Origin of the sequence: Streptomyces sp. NPDC002790, from assembly GCF_040295505.1 — a bacterium.
In the GTDB taxonomy this organism is placed as follows: domain Bacteria; phylum Actinomycetota; class Actinomycetes; order Streptomycetales; family Streptomycetaceae; genus Streptomyces.
Map to the genome: position 1 here is coordinate 22,347 of NZ_JBEOVM010000040.1, position 23,646 is coordinate 45,992.

The following is a 23,646-nucleotide window of genomic DNA, read 5'->3' on the forward strand; positions in this document are numbered from 1 at the left end:
GCGGTCGGGTGTGTCGAATACTGCAGACCCCCACGAAAGTGGGAAAACGGCAGATTGCGGTGGCCTTGATCGGACTCGCCGTGCGGCTGATGACACGCACGCGAGCCCAGGCACACCCCAGGCACAAGGTCTGAGCGTACCTATCTCATACGCTGTGGTCAAAACAAATACCCCGGAGCCAGGACACGCCGGACGTCCTACGATCCGCAGCTAGGCCGCGGAGACGACGATCGCCACGATGAGCAGGGCCCAGAACGCCACGGCGAGCCACCCAAGCACCAGCCCGCCGACCGCCATCCCGTCGCCGGACTCGCCCCGCTCCCGGATCTCCTTGCGCGCCATGTGGCCCAGGATCACCGCGGGAACCGCCGAGACGCCCGCACTGAAGAACGTGCCCACACCGCAGACCAGCGCCCCGATCGCCTTGCCGTTGGTCGGCGGGGGCAGCATCGGCGGCGGCAGGAACGTCCGGGGCACGCCCACCATCATCTGCTGCTGTTGCTGGGGCGCCGGCCCCTGCGGCAGATCGGCGACGAGCGTGGTCAGCTCCCCCACGGTGCGCGCCTGATAGGCCCGCTCGATCCGCCGCTCGTACTCGCTCTGCTGCAGCCGCCCCTCCGCGAACCCCGCGCGCAGCACATCGACGGCGCGCTCCCGGTCCGCGTGCGCGGCCAGCATCGACGGCTGATGACCCTGCTGGCCCGGCCACGGGACCGGCTGCCAGGACGGATTCGACACGAGACCACTCCCCCGGGACCCGAACATGTTGTGATGCCCATCATGCGCCAATACGCCGCAGGGCGGCCACCCCGGTTCTTCCCGGGGTGACCGCCCTGCGGTTTCGAGCAGCTGCTCGCCTACTGGTTGTACGGACCGTAGTCGTAGTCCTCCAGCGGAACGGCCTGGCCGGAGCCGGTGCCGAACGGCGAGTAGTCGATGTCGTCGTAGCCGACGGCCGAGTACATCGCGGCCTTGGCCTCCTCGGTGGGCTCCACCCGGATGTTGCGGTAGCGGGACAGACCCGTACCGGCCGGGATGAGCTTACCGATGATGACGTTCTCCTTGAGACCGATGAGGCTGTCGGACTTGGCGTTGATCGCCGCATCCGTCAGGACTCGGGTCGTCTCCTGGAAGGAGGCGGCCGACAGCCAGGATTCCGTCGCCAGCGAGGCCTTGGTGATACCCATCAGCTGCGGACGGCCGGAGGCGGGGTGACCGCCCTCGGTGACCACACGACGGTTCTCGCCCTCGAACTTCGAGCGCTCGACCAGCTCGCCGGGCAGCAGCTCGGCGTCGCCGGACTCGATGATCGTCACGCGGCGCAGCATCTGCCGGATGATGATCTCGATGTGCTTGTCGTGGATCGACACACCCTGCGAGTTGTAGACCTTCTGGACCTCGCCGACCAGGTGCACCTGGACCGCACGCTGACCGAGGATCCGGAGCACGTCGTGCGGGTTGGTGGCACCCACGGTGAGCTTCTGGCCCACCTCGACGTGATCGCCCTCGCCCACCAGCAGACGGGCGCGCTTGGAGATCGGGAAGGGGATCTCGTCGCTGCCGTCGTCCGGCGTGACCACGAGCTTCTTGGTCTTCTCGGTCTCCTCGATCCGGACCCGGCCTGCGGACTCCGAGATCGGGGCGACACCCTTCGGCGTACGAGCCTCGAAGAGCTCGACGACACGGGGCAGACCCTGGGTGATGTCGTCACCGGCCACACCACCGGTGTGGAAGGTACGCATCGTCAGCTGGGTACCGGGCTCACCGATGGACTGGGCGGCGATGATGCCGACCGCCTCACCGATGTCGACCAGCTTGCCAGTGGCCAGCGAGCGGCCGTAGCAGAAGGCACAGGTGCCGACCGCGGACTCACAGGTGAGCACCGAGCGGGTCTTGACGATCTCGACGCCGTGGGCGACGAGGGCGTCGATGAGCACGTCACCCAGGTCGACGTTGGCCGGCGCGATGACCTTGCCGTCGACGACGATGTCCTCGGCGAGCATGCGGGCATAGACGCTGGTCTCGACGTCCTCGGTCTTGCGCAGCACACCATCGGCGCCACGCTCCGCGATCTGGAGCTTGAGGCCGCGGTCGGTGCCGCAGTCCTCCTCGCGAATGATGACGTCCTGCGAGACGTCCACCAGACGACGGGTCAGGTAACCCGAGTCGGCGGTACGCAGGGCGGTGTCCGCCAGACCCTTACGAGCACCGTGAGTCGAGATGAAGTACTCCAGCACCGACAGGCCCTCACGGAAGGAGGCCTTGATCGGACGCGGGATCGTCTCGTTCTTGGCGTTCGACACCAGACCACGCATACCCGCGATCTGACGCATCTGCATCATGTTTCCTCGGGCACCCGAGTCGACCATCATGAAGATGGGGTTGGTCTTCGGGAAGTTCGCGTTCATCGCCTCGGAGACCTCATTGGTCGCCTTGGTCCAGATCGCGATGAGCTCCTGAGTGCGCTCTTCCTTCGTGATGAGACCGCGCTCGTACTGCTTCTGGACCTTCTCGTCCTGCGCCTCGTAGCCCTTGACGATCTCCTTCTTCGCCTCGGGAACGACGACGTCGGAGATGGCCACGGTGACGCCGGAGCGGGTGCCCCAGAAGAAGCCGGCCGCCTTCAGGTTGTCGAGCGTCGCCGCCACGATGACCTTGGGGTAGCGCTCCGCCAGATCGTTGACGATCTCGCCGAGCTGCTTCTTGCCCACCGAGTAGTCGACGAACGGGTAGTCCTCGGGCAGCAGCTCGTTGAAGAGCGCGCGGCCCAGGGTCGTCCGCAGCCGGAAGCTGTCGCCCGGCTGGTACTCGGGCTCGCCATCCTCGACGGGCGGCGGGGTCCAGCCGCGCGGCGGCATGGTGCCCACCGGGAAGCGGATGTCCACGGCCGACTGGAGCGCAAGCTCGCCGGCGTCGAACGCCATGGTCGCCTCGGCCGTGGAGCCGAACGCGCGGCCCTCGCCCTTGACGTCACGGAGCTCACCGTCGGTGGTGAGGAAGAACAGACCGAGGACCATGTCCTGGGTCGGCATCGTCACCGGACGGCCGTCGGCGGGCTTCAGGATGTTGTTCGAGGACAGCATGAGGATGCGGGCCTCGGCCTGCGCCTCCGCGGAGAGCGGCAGGTGCACGGCCATCTGGTCACCGTCGAAGTCCGCGTTGAACGCGGTGCAGACGAGCGGGTGGATCTGAATGGCCTTGCCCTCGACCAGCTGCGGCTCGAAGGCCTGGATGCCGAGGCGGTGCAGCGTCGGCGCACGGTTCAGGAGAACCGGGTGCTCGGCGATGACCTCTTCCAGGACGTCGTACACGACCGTGCGACCGCGCTCGACCATGCGCTTCGCCGACTTGATGTTCTGCGCGTGGTTCAGGTCGACCAGACGCTTCATCACGAACGGCTTGAAGAGCTCCAGCGCCATGGCCTTCGGAAGACCACACTGGTGCAGCTTCAGCTGCGGACCGACGACGATCACGGAACGCGCGGAGTAGTCCACACGCTTACCGAGAAGGTTCTGACGGAAACGACCCTGCTTGCCCTTGAGCATGTCGCTCAGGGACTTCAGCGGGCGGTTACCGGGACCGGTCACCGGGCGACCACGACGACCGTTGTCGAAGAGGGCGTCCACGGCCTCCTGGAGCATGCGCTTCTCGTTGTTCACGATGATCTCGGGCGCACCGAGGTCGAGAAGGCGCTTCAGGCGGTTGTTGCGGTTGATGACGCGGCGGTACAGGTCGTTCAGGTCGGAGGTCGCGAAGCGGCCACCGTCCAGCTGCACCATCGGACGCAGGTCCGGCGGGATGACCGGCACGCAGTCGAGCACCATGCCCTTGGGGCTGTTGCTCGTCTGCAGGAACGCGGAGACGACCTTGAGGCGCTTGAGCGCACGGGTCTTCTTCTGGCCCTTGCCGGTACGGATGATCTCGCGGAGACGCTCGGCCTCCTCCTCGAGGTCGAAGGTCTCGAGGCGCTTCTGCAGCGCCGCGGCACCCATCGAACCGTCGAAGTACGTGCCGAAGCGGTCACGCAGCTCGCGGTAGAGCAGCTCGTCGCCCTCGAGGTCCTGGACCTTGAGGTTCTTGAAGCGCGACCAGACCTCGTCCAGACGGTCGATCTCGCGCTGCGCACGGTCGCGCAGCTGCTTCATCTCGCGCTCGGCACCCTCGCGCACCTTGCGGCGCACGTCGGCCTTGGCACCCTCGGCCTCGAGCTCGGCCAGGTCGGTCTCGAGCTTCTTGGCGCGGGTCTCCAGGTCGGAGTCGCGACGGTTCTCGATCTGCTGACGCTCGACCTGGACGTGCGCCTCGAGGGAGGGCAGGTCGCGGGTACGGCGCTCTTCGTCGACGAACGTGATCATGTACGCCGCGAAGTAGATGACCTTCTCGAGGTCCTTCGGGGCGAGGTCGAGCAGGTAGCCAAGGCGCGACGGGACGCCCTTGAAGTACCAGATGTGGGTGACAGGAGCGGCCAGCTCGATGTGCCCCATCCGCTCACGACGCACCTTGGCGCGCGTGACCTCCACGCCGCAGCGCTCGCAGATGATGCCCTTGAAGCGGACGCGCTTGTACTTACCGCAGTAGCACTCCCAGTCCCGGGTCGGACCGAAGATCTTCTCGCAGAAGAGCCCGTCCTTTTCCGGCTTGAGCGTGCGGTAGTTGATGGTCTCGGGCTTCTTGACCTCGCCGTGGCTCCACTGACGGATGTCGTCAGCGGTGGCCAGACCGATCCGGAGCTCATCGAAGAAGTTGACGTCGAGCACTATGCGTCAATCCCTCTCAGGGTTGTAAGTCTGTGGTCTGAAACGGGGGTCGAGGGGTCGGTAGGGGCCCGGAAACGGGCCCCTACCGGACTCCCGTCAGACCTCTTCGACGCTGCTCGGCTCGCGCCGGGACAGGTCGATGCCGAGCTCCTCCGCTGCGCGGAAGACGTCCTCGTCGGTGTCGCGCATCTCGATGGACATGCCGTCCGAGGACAGCACCTCCACGTTGAGGCACAGAGATTGCATTTCCTTGATGAGCACCTTGAAGGACTCGGGAATGCCGGGCTCGGGGATGTTCTCGCCCTTGACGATGGCCTCGTAGACCTTCACGCGGCCGGTGACGTCGTCGGACTTGATCGTCAGCAGCTCCTGGAGGGCGTAAGCGGCGCCATATGCCTCCAGCGCCCACACCTCCATCTCACCGAAGCGCTGGCCACCGAACTGAGCCTTACCGCCCAGCGGCTGCTGGGTGATCATCGAGTACGGGCCGGTCGACCGGGCGTGCAGCTTGTCGTCGACCAGGTGGTGCAGCTTGAGGATGTACATGTACCCGACCGAGACCGGGTCCGGGAACGGCTCGCCGGAGCGGCCGTCGAACAGCCGCGCCTTGCCGGACGGAAGGACCATGCGGTCGCCGTCGCGGTTCGGCCGGGCGTTCTCGAGCAGACCCGCGAGCTCGTCCTCACGCGCGCCGTCGAAGACCGGGGTCGCGACGTTCGTACGCGGCTCGACCTGGTCGGCGCCGATCGCCTGCAGGCTCTGGGCCCACTGGTCGCTCAGACCGGAGACATCCCAGCCCTGGCTGGCGAGCCAGCCGAGGTGGATCTCCAGGACCTGACCCGGGTTCATTCGGGACGGCACACCCAGGGGGTTCAGGATGATGTCGACCGGGGTGCCGTCCTCCAGGAACGGCATGTCCTCGATCGGGTTGATCTTCGAGATGACGCCCTTGTTGCCGTGACGGCCGGCGAGCTTGTCACCATCGGTGATCTTGCGCTTCTGGGCCACGTAGACACGAACCAGCTGGTTCACGCCCGGCGGCAGCTCGTCGCCCTCTTCACGGTCGAAGACGCGGACGCCGATGACCTTGCCGATCTCACCGTGCGGCACCTTCAGCGAGGTGTCGCGCACTTCGCGCGCCTTCTCACCGAAGATCGCGCGGAGCAGGCGCTCCTCCGGCGTCAGCTCGGTCTCGCCCTTGGGCGTGACCTTGCCGACGAGGATGTCGCCGGCGACGACCTCGGCACCGATCCGGATGATGCCGCGCTCGTCGAGGTCGGCGAGGACCTCCTCGGAGACGTTCGGGATGTCCCGGGTGATCTCCTCCGGGCCGAGCTTGGTGTCACGGGCGTCGACCTCGTGCTCCTCGATGTGGATCGAGGAGAGGACGTCGTCCTGCACGAGGCGCTGCGACAGGATGATCGCGTCCTCGTAGTTGTGACCCTCCCACGGCATGAACGCCACGAGCAGGTTCTTACCGAGGGCCATCTCGCCCTCTTCGGTCGCGGGACCGTCGGCCAGGACCTGGCCGGTGACGATCCGCGCGCCCTCGTCCACGACGACCTTCTGGTTGACAGAAGTGCCCTGGTTCGAGCGGGAGAACTTGTGCAGGCGGTACGTGCTGTACGTGCCGTCGTCGTTGGCGGTGGTGATGTAGTCCGCGGAGACCTCCTGGACCACACCGTCCTTGTCGGCCTTGAGCACGTCGCCGGCGTCGGTGGCGCAGCGGTACTCCATGCCGGTGCCGACGAGCGGCGCCTCGGACTTGATGAGCGGCACGGCCTGACGCATCATGTTCGCGCCCATGAGGGCACGGTTGGCGTCGTCGTGCTCGAGGAACGGGATCATCGCGGTCGCGACCGACACCATCTGGCGCGGCGAGACGTCCATGTAGTCGACCTCGTCACCGGGGACGTAGTCGACCTCTCCGCCACGACGGCGGACCAGGACGCGGGCCTCGGCGAAGGTGAGCTCCTCCGTCAGCGGCGCGTTGGCCTGCGCGATGACGAAGCGGTCCTCCTCGTCGGCCGTCAGGTAGTCGACGTCGTCGCCGACGACACCCTCGGTGACCTTGCGGTACGGCGTCTCGATGAAACCGAACGGGTTGATCCGTCCGTACGAGGCGAGCGAACCGATCAGGCCGATGTTCGGGCCTTCAGGGGTCTCGATGGGGCACATGCGGCCGTAGTGGGACGGGTGCACGTCTCGGACCTCGAAGCCCGCCCGCTCACGGGACAGACCACCCGGGCCGAGGGCGTTCAGACGACGCTTGTGCGTCAGCCCCGACAGCGGGTTGTTCTGGTCCATGAACTGGGACAGCTGCGAGGTACCGAAGAACTCCTTGATCGACGCCACGACCGGGCGAATGTTGATCAGGGTCTGCGGCGTGATCGCCTCGACGTCCTGGGTCGTCATGCGCTCGCGCACGACGCGCTCCATACGGGCGAGACCCGTACGGACCTGGTTCTGGATCAGCTCTCCGACGTTACGGATACGGCGGTTGCCGAAGTGGTCGATGTCGTCGGTCTCGACGACGATCTCCCGGCCCGACTCGCCCACCGTCTCGGTCTCGCCCGCGTGGAGCTTCACGAGGTACTTGATGGAGGCGATGATGTCGTCGGTCGTGAGCACGCCGGCGTTCAGCGGCTCCTCGGCACCGAGCTTCTTGTTCACCTTGTAGCGGCCGACCTTCGCGAGGTCGTAGCGCTTCGGGTTGAAGTAGAGGTTCTCGAGCAGCGTCTGCGCGGCCTCACGCGTGGGCGGCTCGCCCGGACGGAGCTTGCGGTAGATGTCGAGCAGTGCGTCGTCCTGGCCCTGGGTGTGGTCCTTCTCCAGGGTGGCGCGCATGGACTCGTACTCGCCGAACTCCTCGAGGATCTGCTCGGTCGTCCAACCGAGAGCCTTCAGGAGAACGGTGACGGACTGCTTGCGCTTGCGGTCGATGCGCACACCGACCATGTCGCGCTTGTCGATCTCCATCTCCAGCCAGGCACCCCGGGAAGGGATGATCTTGGTGGAGAAGATGTCCTTGTCGGACGTCTTGTCGATGGAGGAGTCGAAGTAGACACCCGGCGAGCGGACCAGCTGGGAGACAACGACACGCTCTGTGCCGTTGATGACGAAGGTGCCCTTGTCGGTCATGAGCGGGAAGTCGCCCATGAAGACCGTCTGGGACTTGATCTCGCCGGTCTCGTTGTTGGTGAACTCGGCGGTGACGAAGAGCGGGGCGGCGTACGTGAAGTCGCGGTCCTTGCACTCGTCGATCGAGTTCTTCGGCGGTTCGAAGCGGTGGTCGCGGAAGGTCAGCGACATCGACCCGGAGAAGTCCTCGATCGGGGAGATCTCCTCGAAGATCTCCTCCAGACCGGACTTCGTGGGGACGTCGCGACCCGACTCCAGAGCCTCCTCGACCCGAGTCTGCCAAGCAGAATTGCCGAGCAGCCAGTCAAAGCTCTCGGTCTGCAGCGCGAGCAGGTTCGGAACCTCGAGAGGCTCCTTGATCTTTGCAAAGGAGATGCGCAGCGGGGCGGTGCTGGCGCCGTTGTTCGTATTCGCGATCGAGGCGTTGCGCGAGGCGGCCAAGAGGGGGTCCTTCCGAGGGCTCGGACTCACTACGCGCGTACCGGTCCCAAGCCATACAACGGGACAGAGCCCCTGACCTGGCGTATGGCCAGATCAGAGCCGGTTCAATCCACAGTGCTGAGGCGAGGGCATGCCCCTGGTGACGGGCAGGGAGCAGCTAACAGGCAGCGCAAAGGGACAGTGTAGCCAGAAGGCCCACTGATGTCCAGTGCGGGTTTTTTGAGACCCTCGTTGTCCTCAACCGTTCACCGTCTGCGGCGTTCCCTGTGCGCTGAGCGCACATTCTTACTGCCCTCTTCGCCGTCGATCCATGCCTCGGATCCGGATCGTTGTGACGACGCGTCCTGAGAATTGCGCGCTGCGTGCTGTTCGTCAAGGCCCCCTCTTGACCGAACAAGGGTGGCGTCAGGCACAACGAAGATCACCATACTCTGCGCGTCCGACAGCGCAAGGCACCCTCGGCCTGCGATCCGGACAACGCCGAAGGGCGACCACCCAGTTGGGTGATCGCCCTTCGGTACCTCGGCGTTACAGCTCCCAAGGGAGCAGTTTCACCGGAGAGGAGTCGACAGACTCGAAGAGGTCTTACTTGACCTCGACGGCCGCGCCGGCAGCCTCGAGCTGCTCCTTGGCCTTCGCCGCGGCGTCCTTGGCGACCTTCTCGAGGACCGGCTTCGGGGTGCCGTCGACGAGGTCCTTGGCCTCCTTGAGGCCCAGGGAGGTCAGCTCGCGCACGACCTTGATGACCTGGATCTTCTTGTCACCGGCGCCGGTGAGGATGACGTCGAACTCGTCCTGCTCCTCGACGGCCTCGGCGGCGGCGCCACCAGCGGCACCGGCGACGACGACGGGGGCGGCAGCGGCAGCCTCGACGTCGAACTTGTCCTCGAAGGCCTTCACGAACTCGGAGAGCTCGATGAGGGTCATCTCCTCGAACTGCGCAAGCAGCTCGTCCTGGGTGAGCTTCGCCATGATGGCGGTCCTTCCACTAAATCGGCAGGTGCCGGATGTACTGGGTGAGGCGGGCGTATGCCTTTCGGCATCACTTCGTAGAAGTTCGGCCCGCTGCGATCCCTGCCGCCGTCTCAGGCGGCGGGGATCAGAAAGCGAGCCGAATTACTCGGCACCGCCCTGCTCGTCCTGCTTGGCACGGAGCGCGTCCACGGTGCGGACGAGCTTCGTCGGCAGCGCGTTGAAGACGGAGGCAGCCTGCGACTGCTTCGCCTTGAAGGCACCGGCCAGCTTGGAGAGCAGAACCTCGCGGGACTCGAGGTCCGCAAGCTTCTTGATCTCGTCGGCGGACAGCACCTTGCCGTCAAGGACACCGCCCTTGATGACGAGGTTCGGGTTGTCCTTGGCGAAGTCACGAAGACCCTTCGCCGACTCCACCGGGTCACCGGTGACGAAGGCAACCGCCGTCGGACCCGCGAAGAGGTCGTCCAGCGCGTTGATCCCGGCCTCGTTGGCCGCGATCTTGGTCAGCGTGTTCTTCACCACGGCGTACTCGGAGTTCTCACCGAGCGAACGGCGCAGCTGCTTGAGCTGGGCCACGGTGAGACCCCGGTACTCGGTCAGCACAGCGGCGTTCGAGCTGCGGAACTTGTCCGTGAGCTCGGCTACCGCGGCAGCCTTGTCGGGCGTCGGCATAGAGCGTCGGCCTCCTTCCGGGTGATGAGGACCGCTCGCAAGGAGGCTGGGAAAGCGAAACGCCCCGGCGCAGGCGCACGGGGCGTGAGCTCGACCATCACGGACGAATCCATGAGGGAGCACTTCCACGAACACCTGCGCGGGTCGTCCGCAGTTTCAGCGGATCCTTCGGCCACCGCCCCCTCTTATGAGCGGACGGCAACGACCAGCGGTCTTTGGCTTCTGTGGAAGATTACGTGAAGCGGGGCGTGTCGAGCAAATCCGCTCAGACGCCGCTGTCAACACCCGGGGAAGCAGACCCGGTGGCGCCGCCGGCGCCGGACGCGCCGCCGAGCTCCTTGAGCATCTGCATCATGTCGAAGGTCTGGCTCGCGGGCGGCGTGGAGGCCTTCACCGCGGCGCCGTAGTCGGAGAACTTCTCCGACATCTGGACGGCGCCCTGCGAGCTGTCCATCGTGACGTCGAGCCGGACCGGCAGGTCGTCCTTGTTGATCCACAGCTCGGTGTCGTAGTTCTTGATACCGGCCTTCTTGACGCTCTTGAGCAGCTGGTCGCGCTCGGACTTGCTGAGAACCTTCAGCGAGTCGTTCTTCCCCAGCATCTCGTCGACCGTCAGCTTGCCCTTGTAGTGCTCCGTCTCGGCGCCGTCCACCGTGGCCGAGCCGAGGTGCTTCAGGTTCGGCGAGTCGAGCAGGACCGCGATCTGCTTGGCCGGGTCCTGGTTCATGTTGTCCAGGCTGCCGGTCATCTGGCTCGCCAGCTTCTCGTCGCCGGACTCCTTCGCCACGGCGGCGAGGTCCATCTTCATCCAGCGCTTGCCGTCCATGGACTTGGCCGCGGCCGCGCCCATGTCCATGTACATCACGTTGTCCTTCATGAGCATGCGGATGTTCTTGGGCGCGTCGGCGCCGCCGGCCGCGAACGCGGAGCCCGACATCGTCATATCCATGACGGTCGGGTCCCAGCCCATGGTGCCGGACATCTTCATGTCGCCGCCGCCCTGGGCCGCCGCCGGCATCTTCATGGTCATGTCGACCTTGGCGGACTTGGCCGCGGAGGTCTTCTTGTACGCGGCCGTGACGGCCTGCGCGACCGACTGGGAACCCGTCCCGGAGGCCTTCTTCTCGCTGCCCTTGTCGTCCCCGCCACCACAGGCGGCGACGGCCGAACACAGCAGCGCGGTGGCGGCGGCCGCGCCGACCACACGTCGTACGGAAACAGTCATCTTGAATCCCACCCCTTGGTGCGTCTTGATCTGCCCGCACGATAGCGGACGCCTCGGACAGCTCGGCCACAGCTTCATCCGGCGCCCGTGACGTCGGCGAAGTCGACGGTGTCGTGTGCGGCCGGGCGTTCGGCCGCGGCCGGGGCCCCGTAGTCGCGGTAGTGGACGGTCACCATGACATCGCCCACGTGCTGGGTACGCCGCACCAGGCGATGCCGGGCATCGAGCCATACGTCGATGTGCCGGCGGCCCGCGGTCCCCCGGTAATGGGTGGCCCGTGTGCCGCGTACGGCCTCCTGCCCGACCCTGTGGACGTCCGCGGCGCCGGTGAGGGCCTTGAGCGTGTCGGCCGGGGTGAGGTCACCGCGGGTGTCGTACGGGCGGCGGATCCAGTGCCGGCCGCCCTTGAGTTCGGCGAACCGGTCGCTCATGCGCGTGTACTGGGCGTCCGGAAGGAAGCGCGTCTGGGACGGGTCACCGCCCAACGCGCGCGTGGAGGCGGCCAGTTCGCCTCCCGTGACCCGTACGGTCAGGGTGCCCTCGACGCCGTCCGCCCAGCCGAGCGCGCCCGTGCTGCGCGAGGTCAGCCGCTTGCCGGTGGTCATCGTCGCGTCGACGCGCGCCGAGCCCGCCGCGGCGACCTGCTGCCGGGCCGCGCGCAGCGCCTCGCGCGCCGCGCGCGTCTCGCCGGCCCCGTGCTCCTGTGCCCCGCCGCAGGCGGTCAGCAGGGTGCCCACGGCGGCCAGGGCCACCACGCGCGCGTACCGCAGCATCCACTCCCCCAGAGTCGGTCACCGCGAAGCTAGCGCAGCCACGGCACCCGGCGGACCGGAAAAGCGGAACGGGCCCCGCACCTCGAAAGGTGCGGGGCCCGTAGCGACTACAGCGAGCCTTGAAGGGCTCAGACCGCGGCCGGGTCCTCCTCGACGAGGAGGTTCCGGGTGCGGTTGGAGTCGAGCTGAATGCCGGGGCCCATCGTGGTGCTGATGGCGGCCCGCTTGATGTAGCGACCCTTGGCGGCGGACGGCTTCAGACGAAGGATCTCGTCCAGGGCCGCGCCGTAGTTCTCCACCAGCTTGGTGTCGTCGAAGGACACCTTGCCGATGATGAAGTGCAGGTTCGCGTGCTTGTCGACGCGGAACTCGATCTTGCCGCCCTTGATCTCGTTCACGGCCTTGACCACGTCCGGGGTCACCGTGCCGGTCTTCGGGTTCGGCATGAGGCCACGCGGGCCGAGCACGCGGCCGAGACGGCCGACCTTGCCCATGAGGTCCGGGGTGGCGACGACGGCGTCGAACTCGTTCAGGCGGTTGCCCTTGGCGATCTCGGCGATCAGTTCGTCGGAGCCGACGATGTCGGCGCCGGCGGCTTCCGCGGCCGCAGCACGGTCACCGGTCGCGAAGACCAGGACCCGGGCGGTCTTACCGGTGCCGTGCGGGAGGTTCACGGTGCCACGGACCATCTGGTCGGCCTTGCGCGGGTCAACGCCCAGGCGGAAGGCGACCTCGACGGTGCCGTCGAACTTCGACGTGGAGGTCTCCTTGGCGAGACGGACGGCCTCGAGCGGGGCGTAGGACTTGGCCCCGTCGATCTTGGCGTCCGCAGCGCGGAGAGACTTGCTGCGCTTGCTCACTTGCTTCTCCTGAGTTCTAGAGGAGGCGTGGTGCGGGCCGAGCAGGCCCTGCCACGGATGGATCTGCGAGGTGGAGGTCAGCCCTCGACCGTGACGCCCATGGAGCGGGCGGTGCCGGCAATGATCTTGGACGCGGCGTCCATGTCATTGGCGTTGAGGTCGGGCATCTTGGTGGTGGCGATCTCGCGGACCTGCGCCTCGGTGATCTTGGCGACCTTGGTCTTGTGCGGCTCGCCGGAGCCCTTCTCGACACCAGCGGCCTTGAGGATCATCTTCGCGGCCGGCGGGGTCTTGGTGATGAAGGTGAACGAACGGTCTTCGTAGACCGTGATCTCCACCGGGATGACCCAACCGCGCTGCGACTCGGTCGCGGCGTTGTAGGCCTTGCAGAACTCCATGATGTTCACGCCGTGCTGGCCCAGCGCGGGGCCGACAGGCGGGGCCGGGTTGGCGGCGCCGGCCTGGATCTGGAGCTTGATGAGCCCCGTGACCTTCTTCTTCTTGGGAGGCATGTGCTCTCTCTCCGGGTCTTAGTGAGAGTGTTCAGCCGCCATCCTGATCAAGGCTGATCGATGATCGTCCAGATCATCCGGATGGAGGCATACCGCACAACGATAACGGGTATCCATGCGCGGCTAAAAACCGAGCAGGTCAGACAGGCTTTGCAGCCCATCTGACCTGTTCGGAAGCGTGTGCCCAGAAGGCGCCGAAAGGGCTAGTTCTTCTGGATCTGGTCGAAGCTCAGCTCGACCGGGGTCTCGCGACCGAAGATCTCGACAAGGCCCTTGACCTTCTTCGAGTCGGCGTTGATCTCGTTGATCGTCGCCTGCAGCGTCGCGAACGGGCCGTCGGTGACGGTGACCGAGTCGCCGACCTCGAAGTCCAGGACCTGAACCTCGACCTTGCGCTGCGGCGCCGGCTTGCCCTCGGACTCGGCCGCCTCGCGGGCGGCCTTCTCCTCGGCCTCCGGGGCGAGCATCTTGACGATCTCGTCCAGGGTCAGCGGGTACGGGTCGTAGGCGTTGCCCACGAAGCCGGTGACACCAGGCGTGTTGCGGACGACGCCCCAGGACTCGTTCGTCAGATCCATGCGGACGAGCACGTAGCCGGGCAGCTTGTTCTGCCGGACGTTCTTGCGCTCGCCGTTCTTGATCTGGACGATCTCTTCCTCGGGCACCTCGGCCTGGTAGATGAACTCCTCGACGTTCAGCGAGACGGCGCGCTGCTCCAGGTTGGCCTTCACGCGCTTCTCGTAGCCCGCGTAGGTGTGGATCACGTACCACTCGCCGGGCAGGCCACGCAGCTCGTCGCGGAGCGCGGTGACCGGGTCGACCGGCTCTTCCTCGACGACCTCGACCTCAGCCTCGACGGCGTCCTCGGCCTCGGCCGGGGCCTCCTCCGTCCGGGCTTCCTCGGCGGCCTCGGCCTCGGTGTCCACCACGGTCTCGACCGCGGCTTCCTCGGCGGGCTCGCCGGCGGCGATGTCGGCAGCCTCTGCCTGGTCCGGGTCCTCGGCGTCCGCCGCCTCGACGATGTCGAGCTCGTCCTCAGCGGACTCGACCGGCTCGATCGCCTCGTTCAGGTTCGGGTCAGACACTGTGGCTGCTTCTTCCTGGATACATAGGGGTGGAACGCGCGAAAGGGGCGCCGGACTCGGCGCCCTCCGCTTTTCGGCTCAGCCGAATACGTACTTGACAAGGTGGTTGAAGCCATAGTCAATCACGGTGACAAGACCGATCATGATGACGACGAACACAATCACCACTGTGGTGTACGTCGAGAGCTGATTGCGAGTCGGCCAGACGACCTTGCGGAGTTCCGCGACGATCTGGCGGTAGAAGAGCGCGAGACGGCCGAAGGGGCCCTTCTTTCCGCGCTTGCCGCCCTTGCGGGCCTTCTTGGACCCCAGCGATTCGTCCTGGGCATCAGGTTTGTCGATGGAGCCCACGGCGTCCGTCACTCGTCCTCACCTGATTCCGGGTCGTGGCCGTGCCGCGCCCGGTGGAGCCGCACGGCGGTGCAATGCAGTACGTACATGCGCACACATCCTGGCGAAGGAGTGTGTAGCAGGGCCGGAGGGACTTGAACCCCCAACCGCTGGTTTTGGAGACCAGTGCTCTACCAATTGAGCTACGACCCTTTGTCTCCCCCAACGTACCGCATCCGCCCGGACGCACGGAGTGCAGTCGGAAGGCGCGGCCGGTGAAGGCCAACGAGCAGTGAGTGTACGTGTTCCGGAGCCCCCCGTCGAACGAGCAACATCCGCAAGTGGATCAAGAGTGGTTTCCCGCTCTTCGAAACCCGTGTGCCCCGCGCCATTCCGGTCTGGAACGATGGGGCCATGAGCGCTGCAACTCCTTCTCCGTCCGCAGGTTCCTCTCCCACCGAGCGTCGGGTGTCGGCCCGGGTCGGCTCGATCTCCGAGTCCGCGACCCTCGCCGTCGACGCCAAGGCCAAGGCCCTCAAGGCCGCCGGGCGTCCGGTGATCGGCTTCGGCGCCGGTGAACCCGACTTCCCGACGCCGGACTACGTGGTCGAGGCGGCCATCGAGGCCTGCAAGAACCCGAAGTTCCACCGCTACACCCCGGCCGGCGGTCTGCCCGAGCTGAAGGCCGCGATCGCCGCGAAGACGCTGCGCGACTCCGGCTACGAGGTCGACGCCTCGCAGATCCTGGTGACGAACGGCGGCAAGCAGGCCATCTACGAGGCGTTCGCCGCGATCCTCGACCCGGGCGACGAGGTCATCGTCCCGGCCCCGTACTGGACCACGTACCCGGAGTCGATCCGCCTCGCGGGCGGTGTGCCGGTGGAGGTCGTCGCCGACGAGACGACCGGCTACCGCGTCTCCGTGGAGCAGCTGGAGGCCGCGCGCACCGAGCGCACCAAGGTCGTCCTGTTCGTATCGCCCTCGAACCCGACGGGCGCCGTGTACAGCGAGGCCGACGCCGAGGCCATCGGCCGCTGGGCCGTGGAGCACGGCCTGTGGGTGATGACGGACGAGATCTACGAGCACCTCGTCTACGGAGACGCGAAGTTCACGTCGCTGCCCGCGCTGCTTCCGGAACTGCGCGACAAGTGCATCGTGGTCAACGGCGTGGCGAAGACGTACGCGATGACCGGCTGGCGCGTCGGGTGGATCGTCGGCCCGAAGGACGTCGTGAAGGCCGCGACGAACCTTCAGTCGCACGCCACGTCGAACGTCTCCAACGTGGCGCAGGCGGCCGCGCTCGCCGCCGTGTCCGGCGACCTGACGGCCGTGGAGAAGATGCGTGAGGCCTTCGACCGTCGTCGCAAGACGATCGTGCGGATGCTCAACGAGATCGACGGCTTCGTCTGCCCGGAGCCCGAGGGCGCGTTCTACGCGTACCCGTCGGTGAAGGGGCTGCTCGGCAAGGAGATCCGCGGCAAGCGTCCGCAGAGCTCCGTCGAGCTGGCGGCGCTCATCCTGGAGGAGGCCGAGGTCGCGGTGGTGCCGGGCGAGGCCTTCGGTACACCGGGCTACCTGCGGCTCTCGTACGCGCTCGGTGACGAGGACCTCGTCGAGGGCGTCTCGCGCATCCAGAAGCTGCTCGCCGAGGCGCGCGACTGAGCTTCTACGTAAGCGTGTGCAAGCGGGCCGTCTCCCTACGGAGGCGGCCCGCTTGTTCGTTCGGACGAGCCCCCGAAGGTGGAAAGGCGCTATCGGTACGACCGGTGTGTACGGCAGGATCTTGGGATGGAGCGTGTAGGACGTGATGTACGTCAGTTGCCGAAGGCCCACCTGCATCTGCACTTCACCGGGTCGATGCGGCCCACGACCCTGCTGGAACTCGCCGACAAGTACGGAGTGCGGCTCCCCGAGGCGCTGACCGGGGCCGAGCCGCCGAAGCTGCGGGCGACGGACGAGCGCGGCTGGTTCCGCTTCCAGCGGCTCTACGATGCGGCGCGTTCCTGCCTGCGGGCCCCCGAGGACATTCAGCGTCTCGTGCGGGAGGCCGCGGAGGAGGACATCGCGGACGGGTCCGGGTGGCTGGAGATCCAGGTCGACCCGACGTCGTACGCGCCGCGTCTCGGCGGCCTGATCCCGGCTCTGGAGATCATCCTCGACGCCGTGGACAGCGCCGCGCGGGAGACCGGGCTCGGGATGCGCGTCCTGGTCGCCGCGAACCGTATGAAGCATCCGTTGGACGCCCGTACGCTGGCGCGCCTCGCGGTGCGGTACGCGGACCGGGGCATCGTCGGCTTCGGGCTCTCCAACGACGAACGGCGGGGCATGGCGCGGGACTTCGACCGGGCCTTCAACATCGCGCGGGAGGGCGGGCTGCTGAGCGCGCCGCACGGGGGCGAGCTGTCCGGGCCCTCGTCCGTGCGCGACTGCCTCGACGACCTGGACGCGACGCGGGTCGGCCACGGCGTGCGGGCCGCCGAGGATCCGCGGCTGCTGAAGCGGCTCGCGGACCGGGGCGTCACCTGCGAGGTGTGCCCGGCCTCGAACGTCGCCCTCGGCGTCTACGAGAAGCCCGAGGACGTGCCGCTGCGCACGCTGTACGAGGCGGGGGTGCCGATGGCGCTGGGCGCGGACGACCCGCTCCTGTTCGGCTCGCGGCTCGCCGCCCAGTACGACATCGTGCGCCGCCACCACGGCTTCTCCGACGCCGAACTGGCCGACCTTGCCCGGCAGTCGGTGCGCGGCTCCGCGGCGCCGTACGACGTCAAGGAGAAGCTTCTGGGTGGCATTGAGGAGTGGCTGGCCGCCTGACGGGCGCTGGGCTCAGGCGATCCCGTTGAGGAGCGTGCGCGCGATGTGGGCCGCGAACTCGTCCACCGGCTGCGGCGGCTTGCGGTCCGGGGCCATGTCGTAGGCGAAGGCGCGCTGTGAGCATGCGCCCAGCAGGAGCGAGGCGGCCGCGTACGTATCGGCCGCGGCGCTGATGCGTCCGGACTTCCGTTCGGCCCGCAAGTAGGCGTCCAGTCCCTGGATCGGCTTGTGCGGCCCTGTGCCCAGTTCCCGCATCACCTCTTCGTGGCGGCGCTTGAGCTTGGGCTCCGCGTACAGGGACGCCGCCATCGGAAACGTCTGCTCGTAGAAGAGCGCCGCTTCGTGGGCGATGTCGGTGAGGTTCTGCTCGACCGTGCGATCGGGGTCCCCCGCCCCCTCCTTGAGGAGCCTGCCGAGCAGGGAACCGAGCTTCGGGAGGCGCTCGCCCAGCACCGTCACGAAGAGCTCCTCCTTGTTGGCGAAATACTTGTAGAGCGCCGCTTCGGAGCAGCCCGCCGCTTTGGCGATCTCCTTGGTGGTCGTCCGGGCGAGACCGATGCTCAGCATGAGTTCGTGGGCCGCGTCGACGATGCGGACACGGGCCGGCTTCTGGTCCATGCAGGCTCCAACCAAGCTTGACGCGGGGTGAGTACTCACTCACTCTAAAGGTGAATCGCGGTGAGTGAACACTCACCCACTACGCGAGCACACCTGGAGGCACGCCATGAAGCTCACGGTTTTCGGCGCGACGGGCGGCATCGGACAGGAGATCGTCAGGCAGGCCCTGGAGGCCGGGCACGAGGTCACGGCGGTGGTCCGCGATCCGGCGCGGTTCACGGTGACCGGTGAGCGCCTGGAGGTGGTGCGCGCCGACCTGAAGGACCCCGAGTCGCTGCGTCCGGCGGTCGCGGGCCGGGACGCCGTGCTGTCCGGCCTGGGCGCCCGCAGGCGCGCGGACGCGGGCATCGCCACCGAGCTCACACGGTCGGTCCTGAAGGCGATGGAGGCGGAGGGGGTGCGCCGGCTGGTGGTGGTCAGCGCGGGTCCGGTGGGGCCGCAGCCCGCCGACTCGCCGCTCGTCGACCGCGCGATGATCGGCATGATCGGCCGGCTCCTGAAGCCCGTCTACGTGGACCTGGCCAATATGGAGGGCGAGTTGGCGCGCAGCGCCACGGACTGGACCTCGGTGCGGCCGCCCCGCCTCCAGGACAAGCCGGTCACCGGTTCGTACCGCACGGTCGTCGGCGGCTTCCCGCGCGCGGGTCGCTTCGCCGGCCGCGCGGACGTCGCGCACGCGATGCTGGCGATGGTGGACGACCCTGCCACGGTGAAGCAGGGGGTCGGGGTCGCGTACTGACCGGGGCGGCCGTCGTCAGAGGCTGACGCCGACCGCCACCGGCTCGTTGACCAGCGTCACGCCGAAGACGTCCCTGACCCCGGCGACGACCTCGCGGGCGAGCGCGAGCAGGTCCTCCGTGGTGGCCTCGCCGCGGTTGGTCAGGGCGAGCGTGTGCTTGGTGGAGATGCGGGCCGGTCCTGTGCCGTAGCCCTTGGTGAAGCCCGCCTTGTCGATGAGCCAGGCCGCCGATGTCTTGGTGAGACCCTCCCCCGCGGGGAACGCGGGGGCCTTCGCGTTCGCCCCCAGACGCTCGACCACGCGCGCGTGGAAGGCCGCGAACTCCGTATCCGTAAGGATCGGGTTGGTGAAGAACGAGCCCGCCGACCATGTGTCGTGGTCCTCCGGGTCGAGCACCATGCCCTTGCCGCCGCGCAGCTTCAGGACGGTCTCGCGCGCGAGGACGGCCGACACCCGGTCGCCCGCCTCGACGCCGAGGGTGCGCGCGGTCTCCGGGTACTTCAGGGGAGCGCTGAGGCCGCCCGCGTCCTCCAGCTCGAATCGCACACGCAGCACTACGTAGCGGTCGGGTTCGGCCTTGAAGCGGCTGTGCCGGTAGGAGAAGGCGCACTCGGCGTTGGGGATCGTGACGGTCTCGCCGGTCGTGCGGTCGTAGGCGATCACCTCGGTGATCGTGGCGGAGACCTCCTGGCCGTACGCCCCCACGTTCTGGATCGGCGTCGCGCCCGCGGAGCCGGGGATCCCGGCGAGGCACTCGACACCCGCGAGTCCGGCTTCGACGGTCCGCTCTACGGCGTCGGTCCAGACCTCACCGGCCGCCAGTTCCAGCCGCGTGCCGTCGAGTTCGAAGCCCTTGGTGGCGATGCGCAGGGCGGTGCCCGCGAAGCCCTTGTCGCCGATGACGAGGTTGCTGCCGCCGCCGATGATCAGCAGCGGCGTGCCGGTGGCGTCGGCCTCGCGCACCGCGTCGACCACCTCGGCGTCGGTGGTCGCGGTGAGCAGCCGGGTGGCGGGCCCGCCGAGCCGGAAGGTGGTCAGGGGGGCGAGAGGGGCGTCGTGGAGTTCCTGCACGCGCTCAAGGGTACGAGAACGGCCCCGCCGCTCCGACGGGGCCGCCGCTGCCGTGGCCGGGCTCACTGGAAGCGCGACAGGACGTCCTTCCAGTGGAGCGGCAGCTCGTCGGTCGACGCCTTCCAGGTGAGGAAGGTCGAATCCTTCATCTGCCCCCGCAGTCCCGCGGAGATCGCCGCGTGCGGCTCGGTGACCGCGAAGTCCCGCAGGGCCTTGGGCGACTCCCATACGGACAGGGTCCAGAAGGTGCGCCGTAAGGGCGCCGCCTTCAGGGTCGCTCCGTAGACGCCCGGTGCCCGCCCCACCTGTCGCCAGATGGTGGGCGTACGGGCGAAGAACTTCAGGGAGCCCCACAGGGTCCGGGTCTCGAAGCGGGAGGCGAAGACATGGGCCTCCACGCGCGCGGGTGGGGTGTTCGGGGTGGTCCAGGGCAGGGTCGGCATGGCGTTCCTCCCGGTTGGATCTCCAGTGATCAGGCGTTTTCCAGGGCCGGAGCAGGCTCAGGATCCTGCGCGACGGGCTTGGCGCGCCCCGCTCGCGGGATGAACAGGGCGGCGACACCGGCCACGGCCACGATCCCGGCGCCGACCCACAGCGCGGGCTCGATCCCGTCCACGAAGTGCTGTGCGGAGTCGTAGCCGCCCTGAGCCGAGAAGACCGACGACATGACCGCGATGCCGAGCGCACCGCCGACCTCGCGCAGCGCGTTGTTGGCGCCGGAGGCGATGCCCTGCTCCTGCGGCAGGACGCTGGACATGACCAGGTTGGCGGCCGGGGCGAAGTAGAGAGCCATGCCGATGCCACTGACGATCAGGGCCGGCAGCTGGGCGGCGTACGAGACGTCGGCGGAGACCACGGCGGCGAACCAGCCGAGCCCGACGGCCTGGAGGAACAGCCCCGTCGCGACGACGGGACGGCCGCCTATCCGGTCCGAGAGGATCCCGGCGATCGGTGCGACGAGCATCGGCATGCCGGTCCAGGGCAGCATCCGCAGGCCCGCCTCGGTCGGCGAGTAGCCGAGCACGCCCTGCAGGAACTGGCTGAGCAGGAAGATCGAGCCGAACATCCCGAGGAACATCAGCAGGCTCGCGGCGTTGATCCCCGCGAAGGCCCGGGAGCGGAAGAGCCGCATGGGCAGCATGGAGTTCTCATTGCGGATCCCGTGGCGCACGAACCCGGCGAGCAGCGCCGTCCCCGCGAACAGGCCGGTCAGCACGAGGGTGTCGGTCCATCCGACGACGGGCGCGCGCACCAGGCCGTACACGATGCCGAACAGACCGCCGCTGGCGAGCAGGGTGCCCAGGAGGTCGAGCCGGGAGCCGGAGCCGTAGGACTCCTTCAGGCGCAGCCGGGCGAGCGGCAGCAGGGCGAGGCCCAGCGGAACGTTCAGCCAGAAGATCCAGTGCCAGGAGATGTGTTCGGTGAGGCTGCCGCCGATGAGCGGACCGGAGGCGACCGCGAGCCCGTTGACCGCGCCCCAGATCCCGTACGCCAGACCGCGCTTGGCCACCGGGACGGCCGCGGTGAGCAGGGTCAGGGTGAGCGGCATCATGATCGCGGCGCCGACGCCCTGCACGGCGCGGGCCGCGATCAGCGAGTCGATGCCGGGTGCCATGGCCGCGGCGGCGGAGGCCACGGTGAAGACCGTGAGCCCGACCAGGAAGAGCCGCCTGCGCCCGAAGCGGTCCCCCAGCGCCGCGCCGAACATCAGTAGAACGGCGAAGGTCAGCGTGTAGGCGCTGACCGTCCACTCCAGGTCGTCGAGGGCCCCGCCGAGATCCTCGCGGATGGACGGCAGGGCCGTGGTGACGACGAGGTTGTCGAGGGCCGCCATGAATCCGGCGACGCTGGTGATGAGGAGGGCCCACACGGCCCCTCCGCGATTCTGTTCGGCCGGCTGCTGTGACATTGCTTCCCCTTGGAATCCCTAGGTTAGTTATTGATTACTAACTTTCACGGGCATAAAAGTGCGCACCCCCGTGACACAGGTGATGGCTTACCGCCCCGGCTGCGCCGAGGTGTCGAATCCGGCCCAGACCCGGTGATCGGGCTGGAAGCCCATCGAGACAAGGACGTTGATCAGCATTCCGTAGGCGAGGAATCCGGTCGTCTCCCCCACGTCCGCACCCGTGGCCTCGCTGACCACGTCCCACATCTTCATCCACTCGACGCGCAGGGCCTCGCCGAACTCGTGGTCACCCGCCGCCTCGGCAGCGGAGACGGCCACGTACATCTGCATCTGCATGTGCAGCTTTTCGGGGTCGTCCGAGATGAGCGACTGGTACGCCTCACCCATGCACTGCATCGACTCCTCCCCCTCGGCCGCCGCCCCGTCGTACGCCTTGCGGAACACGTCGGTGACGTCCTGGCAGCAGCGCCGGGCAGCCGCGAAGAAGATGGCCTGCTTCCCCGGGAAGAGGCGGAAGAGGTACGGCTGGGAGACGCCGACCCGTTTGGCGATCGTCTCGGTCGAGGTGCCGTTGTAGCCACCCCGCGAGAACTCGGTGATCGCCGCACGGATGACGCTCTCGCGCCGCTCTTCCGCACTCATCCTGACCATGCGGCCAAGTTAGTGGCCAATCACTATCTACGTCAATCCCTCAGTGGACCGGCGCACGCAACCGGCGCGGGCAGCCGGCACACGTAAGGGGCGCCTCCCCATGAAGACGCCCCTTACTCACAGCTACGTAGACGGCGATCAGGCGAGCTGAACGACCGCCCGCGACATCCCGAGCACCTTCTGCCCCGCGCTCATGGCGGTCAGGTCGACCCGTACGCGGTTGTCGTCGAGCTTGGCCGCGACCTTGGCGCTGACCTCGATCTCGGCACCCTTGTCGTCGTTCGGCACCACGACCGGCTTGGTGAAGCGGACGCCGTACTCGACGACGGCGGCCGGGTCGCCGGCCCAGTCGGTCACGACACGGATCGCCTCGGCCATCGTGAACATGCCGTGCGCGATCACGTCCGGCAGGCCGACCGCGACCGCGAACTTCTCGTTCCAGTGGATCGGGTTGAAGTCGCCGGAGGCGCCCGCGTACTGCACGAGCGTGGCACGTGTCACAGGGAAGGACTGTGCGGGCAGCTCGGTGCCGACCTCGACATCGGCGTACTTGATGTTCGTCGCCATGGCGATCAGGCCTCCTCAGCGGCGCGCGAGACGAGCTTGGTCCAGGCGGTCACGACGTGCTCACCGGCCTCGTCGTGCACCTCACCCCGTACGTCGATGATGTCGTTGCCCGCGAGCGACTTGATGCCCTCGATGGTCGAGGTGATCGTCAGCCTGTCGCCGGCCCGCACCGGGCGCGTGTAGGCGAACTTCTGGTCGCCGTGCACGACGCGGCTGTAGTCGAGCCCCAGCTCCGGGTCGTGGATGACCTCGCCCGCGGCCTTGAAAGTGATCGCGAACACAAAGGTCGGCGGGGCGATCACATCGGGGTGACCGAGTTCCTCGGCGGCGGCACGGTCGACGTACGCGGGGTTCGTGTCCCCCACCGCCTCCGCGAACTCACGGATCTTCTCCCGGCCGACCTCGTACGGGTCGGTGGGCGGATAGGTCCGCCCCACGAAGGACTGGTCGAGCGCCATCGGCTCGGCACCTCCTGGATGTGTTCTCGATCTGCCTGATCCACAAAACGA

General features: G+C 67.6%; 21 protein-coding genes and 1 tRNA gene. 3 read left to right on the top strand and 19 right to left on the bottom strand.

The window, feature by feature from the left end:
• Positions 1 to 210: 210 nt before the first annotated feature.
• The 12 genes from ABT004_RS19555 to ABT004_RS19610 all read right to left on the bottom strand — a co-directional run bounded on the left by ABT004_RS19555 (position 211) and on the right by ABT004_RS19610 (position 14,984).
• The gene (locus tag ABT004_RS19555; RefSeq protein WP_351338295.1) at positions 211 to 738 is read right to left on the bottom strand and encodes a DUF1707 and DUF4190 domain-containing protein; all 528 of its coding nucleotides are present in this window, start codon (positions 736 to 738) and stop codon (positions 211 to 213) included.
• Between the two features lie 119 nt (positions 739 to 857).
• Positions 858 to 4,757: a DNA-directed RNA polymerase subunit beta' gene (locus ABT004_RS19560; RefSeq protein ID WP_351338298.1), complete on the bottom strand. Its 3,900-nt coding sequence runs from the start codon at positions 4,755 to 4,757 to the stop codon at positions 858 to 860.
• 96 nt (positions 4,758 to 4,853) lie between these two features.
• Complete coding sequence (gene rpoB, locus ABT004_RS19565; protein WP_351338300.1) at positions 4,854 to 8,339, bottom strand: DNA-directed RNA polymerase subunit beta; 3,486 nt, start codon at positions 8,337 to 8,339, stop codon at positions 4,854 to 4,856.
• Positions 8,340 to 8,924: 585 nt separating this feature from the next.
• On the bottom strand, positions 8,925 to 9,311 hold the full coding sequence (gene rplL, locus ABT004_RS19570; RefSeq protein ID WP_266713052.1) for a 50S ribosomal protein L7/L12: 387 nt from the start codon (positions 9,309 to 9,311) through the stop codon (positions 8,925 to 8,927).
• A gap of 144 nt (positions 9,312 to 9,455) precedes the next feature.
• Positions 9,456 to 9,986 (bottom strand): 50S ribosomal protein L10, encoded by a 531-nt coding sequence (gene rplJ, locus ABT004_RS19575; RefSeq protein WP_351338303.1) that lies wholly within the window; start codon positions 9,984 to 9,986, stop codon positions 9,456 to 9,458.
• Between the two features lie 265 nt (positions 9,987 to 10,251).
• Complete coding sequence (locus tag ABT004_RS19580; RefSeq protein ID WP_351338306.1) at positions 10,252 to 11,211, bottom strand: SCO4651 family lipoprotein; 960 nt, start codon at positions 11,209 to 11,211, stop codon at positions 10,252 to 10,254.
• A 74-nt stretch (positions 11,212 to 11,285) separates the two neighbouring features.
• Positions 11,286 to 11,984: an SCO4651 family lipoprotein gene (locus ABT004_RS19585; protein ID WP_351338308.1), complete on the bottom strand. Its 699-nt coding sequence runs from the start codon at positions 11,982 to 11,984 to the stop codon at positions 11,286 to 11,288.
• 128 nt (positions 11,985 to 12,112) lie between these two features.
• Positions 12,113 to 12,844: a 50S ribosomal protein L1 gene (gene rplA, locus ABT004_RS19590; RefSeq protein WP_351338310.1), complete on the bottom strand. Its 732-nt coding sequence runs from the start codon at positions 12,842 to 12,844 to the stop codon at positions 12,113 to 12,115.
• Between the two features lie 77 nt (positions 12,845 to 12,921).
• Positions 12,922 to 13,356, bottom strand: coding sequence for a 50S ribosomal protein L11 (rplK, locus tag ABT004_RS19595; RefSeq protein WP_351338313.1), 435 nt, complete (start codon positions 13,354 to 13,356; stop codon positions 12,922 to 12,924).
• Between the two features lie 203 nt (positions 13,357 to 13,559).
• Positions 13,560 to 14,441: a transcription termination/antitermination protein NusG gene (gene nusG / locus ABT004_RS19600; RefSeq protein WP_351338316.1), complete on the bottom strand. Its 882-nt coding sequence runs from the start codon at positions 14,439 to 14,441 to the stop codon at positions 13,560 to 13,562.
• 78 nt (positions 14,442 to 14,519) lie between these two features.
• Positions 14,520 to 14,804, bottom strand: coding sequence for a preprotein translocase subunit SecE (secE, locus tag ABT004_RS19605; RefSeq protein WP_351338318.1), 285 nt, complete (start codon positions 14,802 to 14,804; stop codon positions 14,520 to 14,522).
• A 107-nt stretch (positions 14,805 to 14,911) separates the two neighbouring features.
• Positions 14,912 to 14,984 (bottom strand) — tRNA-Trp (locus tag ABT004_RS19610).
• A gap of 201 nt (positions 14,985 to 15,185) precedes the next feature.
• Between ABT004_RS19610 and ABT004_RS19615 the strand changes: the two genes are divergently transcribed.
• Both ABT004_RS19615 and ABT004_RS19620 read left to right on the top strand, forming a co-directional pair.
• The gene (locus ABT004_RS19615; RefSeq protein WP_351338321.1) at positions 15,186 to 16,433 is read left to right on the top strand and encodes a pyridoxal phosphate-dependent aminotransferase; all 1,248 of its coding nucleotides are present in this window, start codon (positions 15,186 to 15,188) and stop codon (positions 16,431 to 16,433) included.
• Between the two features lie 126 nt (positions 16,434 to 16,559).
• Positions 16,560 to 17,582 carry an adenosine deaminase gene (locus ABT004_RS19620; RefSeq protein ID WP_351338324.1) on the top strand — a complete coding sequence of 341 codons (1,023 nt, stop codon included), beginning with the start codon at positions 16,560 to 16,562 and terminating at the stop codon, positions 17,580 to 17,582.
• Positions 17,583 to 17,594: 12 nt separating this feature from the next.
• Here the strand turns inward: ABT004_RS19620 and ABT004_RS19625 are convergent, their stop codons facing one another.
• Positions 17,595 to 18,200 (bottom strand): TetR/AcrR family transcriptional regulator, encoded by a 606-nt coding sequence (locus ABT004_RS19625; protein ID WP_351338326.1) that lies wholly within the window; start codon positions 18,198 to 18,200, stop codon positions 17,595 to 17,597.
• 106 nt (positions 18,201 to 18,306) lie between these two features.
• On the opposite strand from ABT004_RS19625, the gene ABT004_RS19630 reads away from it, so the two are divergent.
• Positions 18,307 to 18,939 carry an NAD(P)-dependent oxidoreductase gene (locus ABT004_RS19630; protein ID WP_351338329.1) on the top strand — a complete coding sequence of 211 codons (633 nt, stop codon included), beginning with the start codon at positions 18,307 to 18,309 and terminating at the stop codon, positions 18,937 to 18,939.
• 15 nt (positions 18,940 to 18,954) lie between these two features.
• Here ABT004_RS19630 and ABT004_RS19635 read toward each other — a convergent pair whose 3' ends face one another.
• From ABT004_RS19635 to ABT004_RS19660, 6 genes are all read right to left on the bottom strand, one after another.
• Complete coding sequence (locus tag ABT004_RS19635) at positions 18,955 to 20,076, bottom strand: UDP-N-acetylmuramate dehydrogenase (protein WP_351338332.1); 1,122 nt, start codon at positions 20,074 to 20,076, stop codon at positions 18,955 to 18,957.
• Positions 20,073 to 20,453, bottom strand: a complete 381-nt coding sequence (locus ABT004_RS19640; protein ID WP_351338334.1) for a DUF3291 domain-containing protein — start codon at positions 20,451 to 20,453, stop codon at positions 20,073 to 20,075. Before ABT004_RS19640 ends, ABT004_RS19635 begins: the two co-directional genes overlap by 4 nt.
• Before the next feature lie 29 nt (positions 20,454 to 20,482).
• Positions 20,483 to 21,919: an MFS transporter gene (locus tag ABT004_RS19645; protein ID WP_351338336.1), complete on the bottom strand. Its 1,437-nt coding sequence runs from the start codon at positions 21,917 to 21,919 to the stop codon at positions 20,483 to 20,485.
• Between the two features lie 87 nt (positions 21,920 to 22,006).
• On the bottom strand, positions 22,007 to 22,570 hold the full coding sequence (locus ABT004_RS19650; protein WP_351338339.1) for a TetR/AcrR family transcriptional regulator: 564 nt from the start codon (positions 22,568 to 22,570) through the stop codon (positions 22,007 to 22,009).
• A gap of 138 nt (positions 22,571 to 22,708) precedes the next feature.
• Complete coding sequence (locus ABT004_RS19655) at positions 22,709 to 23,137, bottom strand: MaoC family dehydratase (RefSeq protein ID WP_351338342.1); 429 nt, start codon at positions 23,135 to 23,137, stop codon at positions 22,709 to 22,711.
• A gap of 5 nt (positions 23,138 to 23,142) precedes the next feature.
• Complete coding sequence (locus tag ABT004_RS19660) at positions 23,143 to 23,595, bottom strand: FAS1-like dehydratase domain-containing protein (protein WP_351338344.1); 453 nt, start codon at positions 23,593 to 23,595, stop codon at positions 23,143 to 23,145.
• Positions 23,596 to 23,646: the final 51 nt, after the last annotated feature.

Excerpts from the sequence above, each read along its gene's own strand:
- ABT004_RS19660 (WP_351338344.1), bottom strand. The coding sequence starts at position 23,595 with ATGGCGCTCGACCAGTCCTTCGTGGGGCGGACCTATCCGCCCACCGAC.
- rplK (WP_351338313.1), bottom strand. The coding sequence starts at position 13,356 with ATGCCTCCCAAGAAGAAGAAGGTCACGGGGCTCATCAAGCTCCAGATC.
- ABT004_RS19620 (WP_351338324.1), top strand. The coding sequence starts at position 16,560 with ATGGAGCGTGTAGGACGTGATGTACGTCAGTTGCCGAAGGCCCACCTG.
- ABT004_RS19655 (WP_351338342.1), bottom strand. The coding sequence starts at position 23,137 with ATGGCGACGAACATCAAGTACGCCGATGTCGAGGTCGGCACCGAGCTG.
- ABT004_RS19580 (WP_351338306.1), bottom strand. The coding sequence starts at position 11,211 with ATGACTGTTTCCGTACGACGTGTGGTCGGCGCGGCCGCCGCCACCGCG.
- ABT004_RS19640 (WP_351338334.1), bottom strand. The coding sequence starts at position 20,453 with ATGCCGACCCTGCCCTGGACCACCCCGAACACCCCACCCGCGCGCGTG.
- ABT004_RS19615 (WP_351338321.1), top strand. The coding sequence starts at position 15,186 with ATGAGCGCTGCAACTCCTTCTCCGTCCGCAGGTTCCTCTCCCACCGAG.
- rplJ (WP_351338303.1), bottom strand. The coding sequence starts at position 9,986 with ATGCCGACGCCCGACAAGGCTGCCGCGGTAGCCGAGCTCACGGACAAG.
- ABT004_RS19585 (WP_351338308.1), bottom strand. The coding sequence starts at position 11,984 with ATGCTGCGGTACGCGCGCGTGGTGGCCCTGGCCGCCGTGGGCACCCTG.
- ABT004_RS19650 (WP_351338339.1), bottom strand. The coding sequence starts at position 22,570 with ATGGTCAGGATGAGTGCGGAAGAGCGGCGCGAGAGCGTCATCCGTGCG.
- ABT004_RS19630 (WP_351338329.1), top strand. The coding sequence starts at position 18,307 with ATGAAGCTCACGGTTTTCGGCGCGACGGGCGGCATCGGACAGGAGATC.
- ABT004_RS19625 (WP_351338326.1), bottom strand. The coding sequence starts at position 18,200 with ATGGACCAGAAGCCGGCCCGTGTCCGCATCGTCGACGCGGCCCACGAA.
- rplL (WP_266713052.1), bottom strand. The coding sequence starts at position 9,311 with ATGGCGAAGCTCACCCAGGACGAGCTGCTTGCGCAGTTCGAGGAGATG.
- ABT004_RS19645 (WP_351338336.1), bottom strand. The coding sequence starts at position 21,919 with ATGTCACAGCAGCCGGCCGAACAGAATCGCGGAGGGGCCGTGTGGGCC.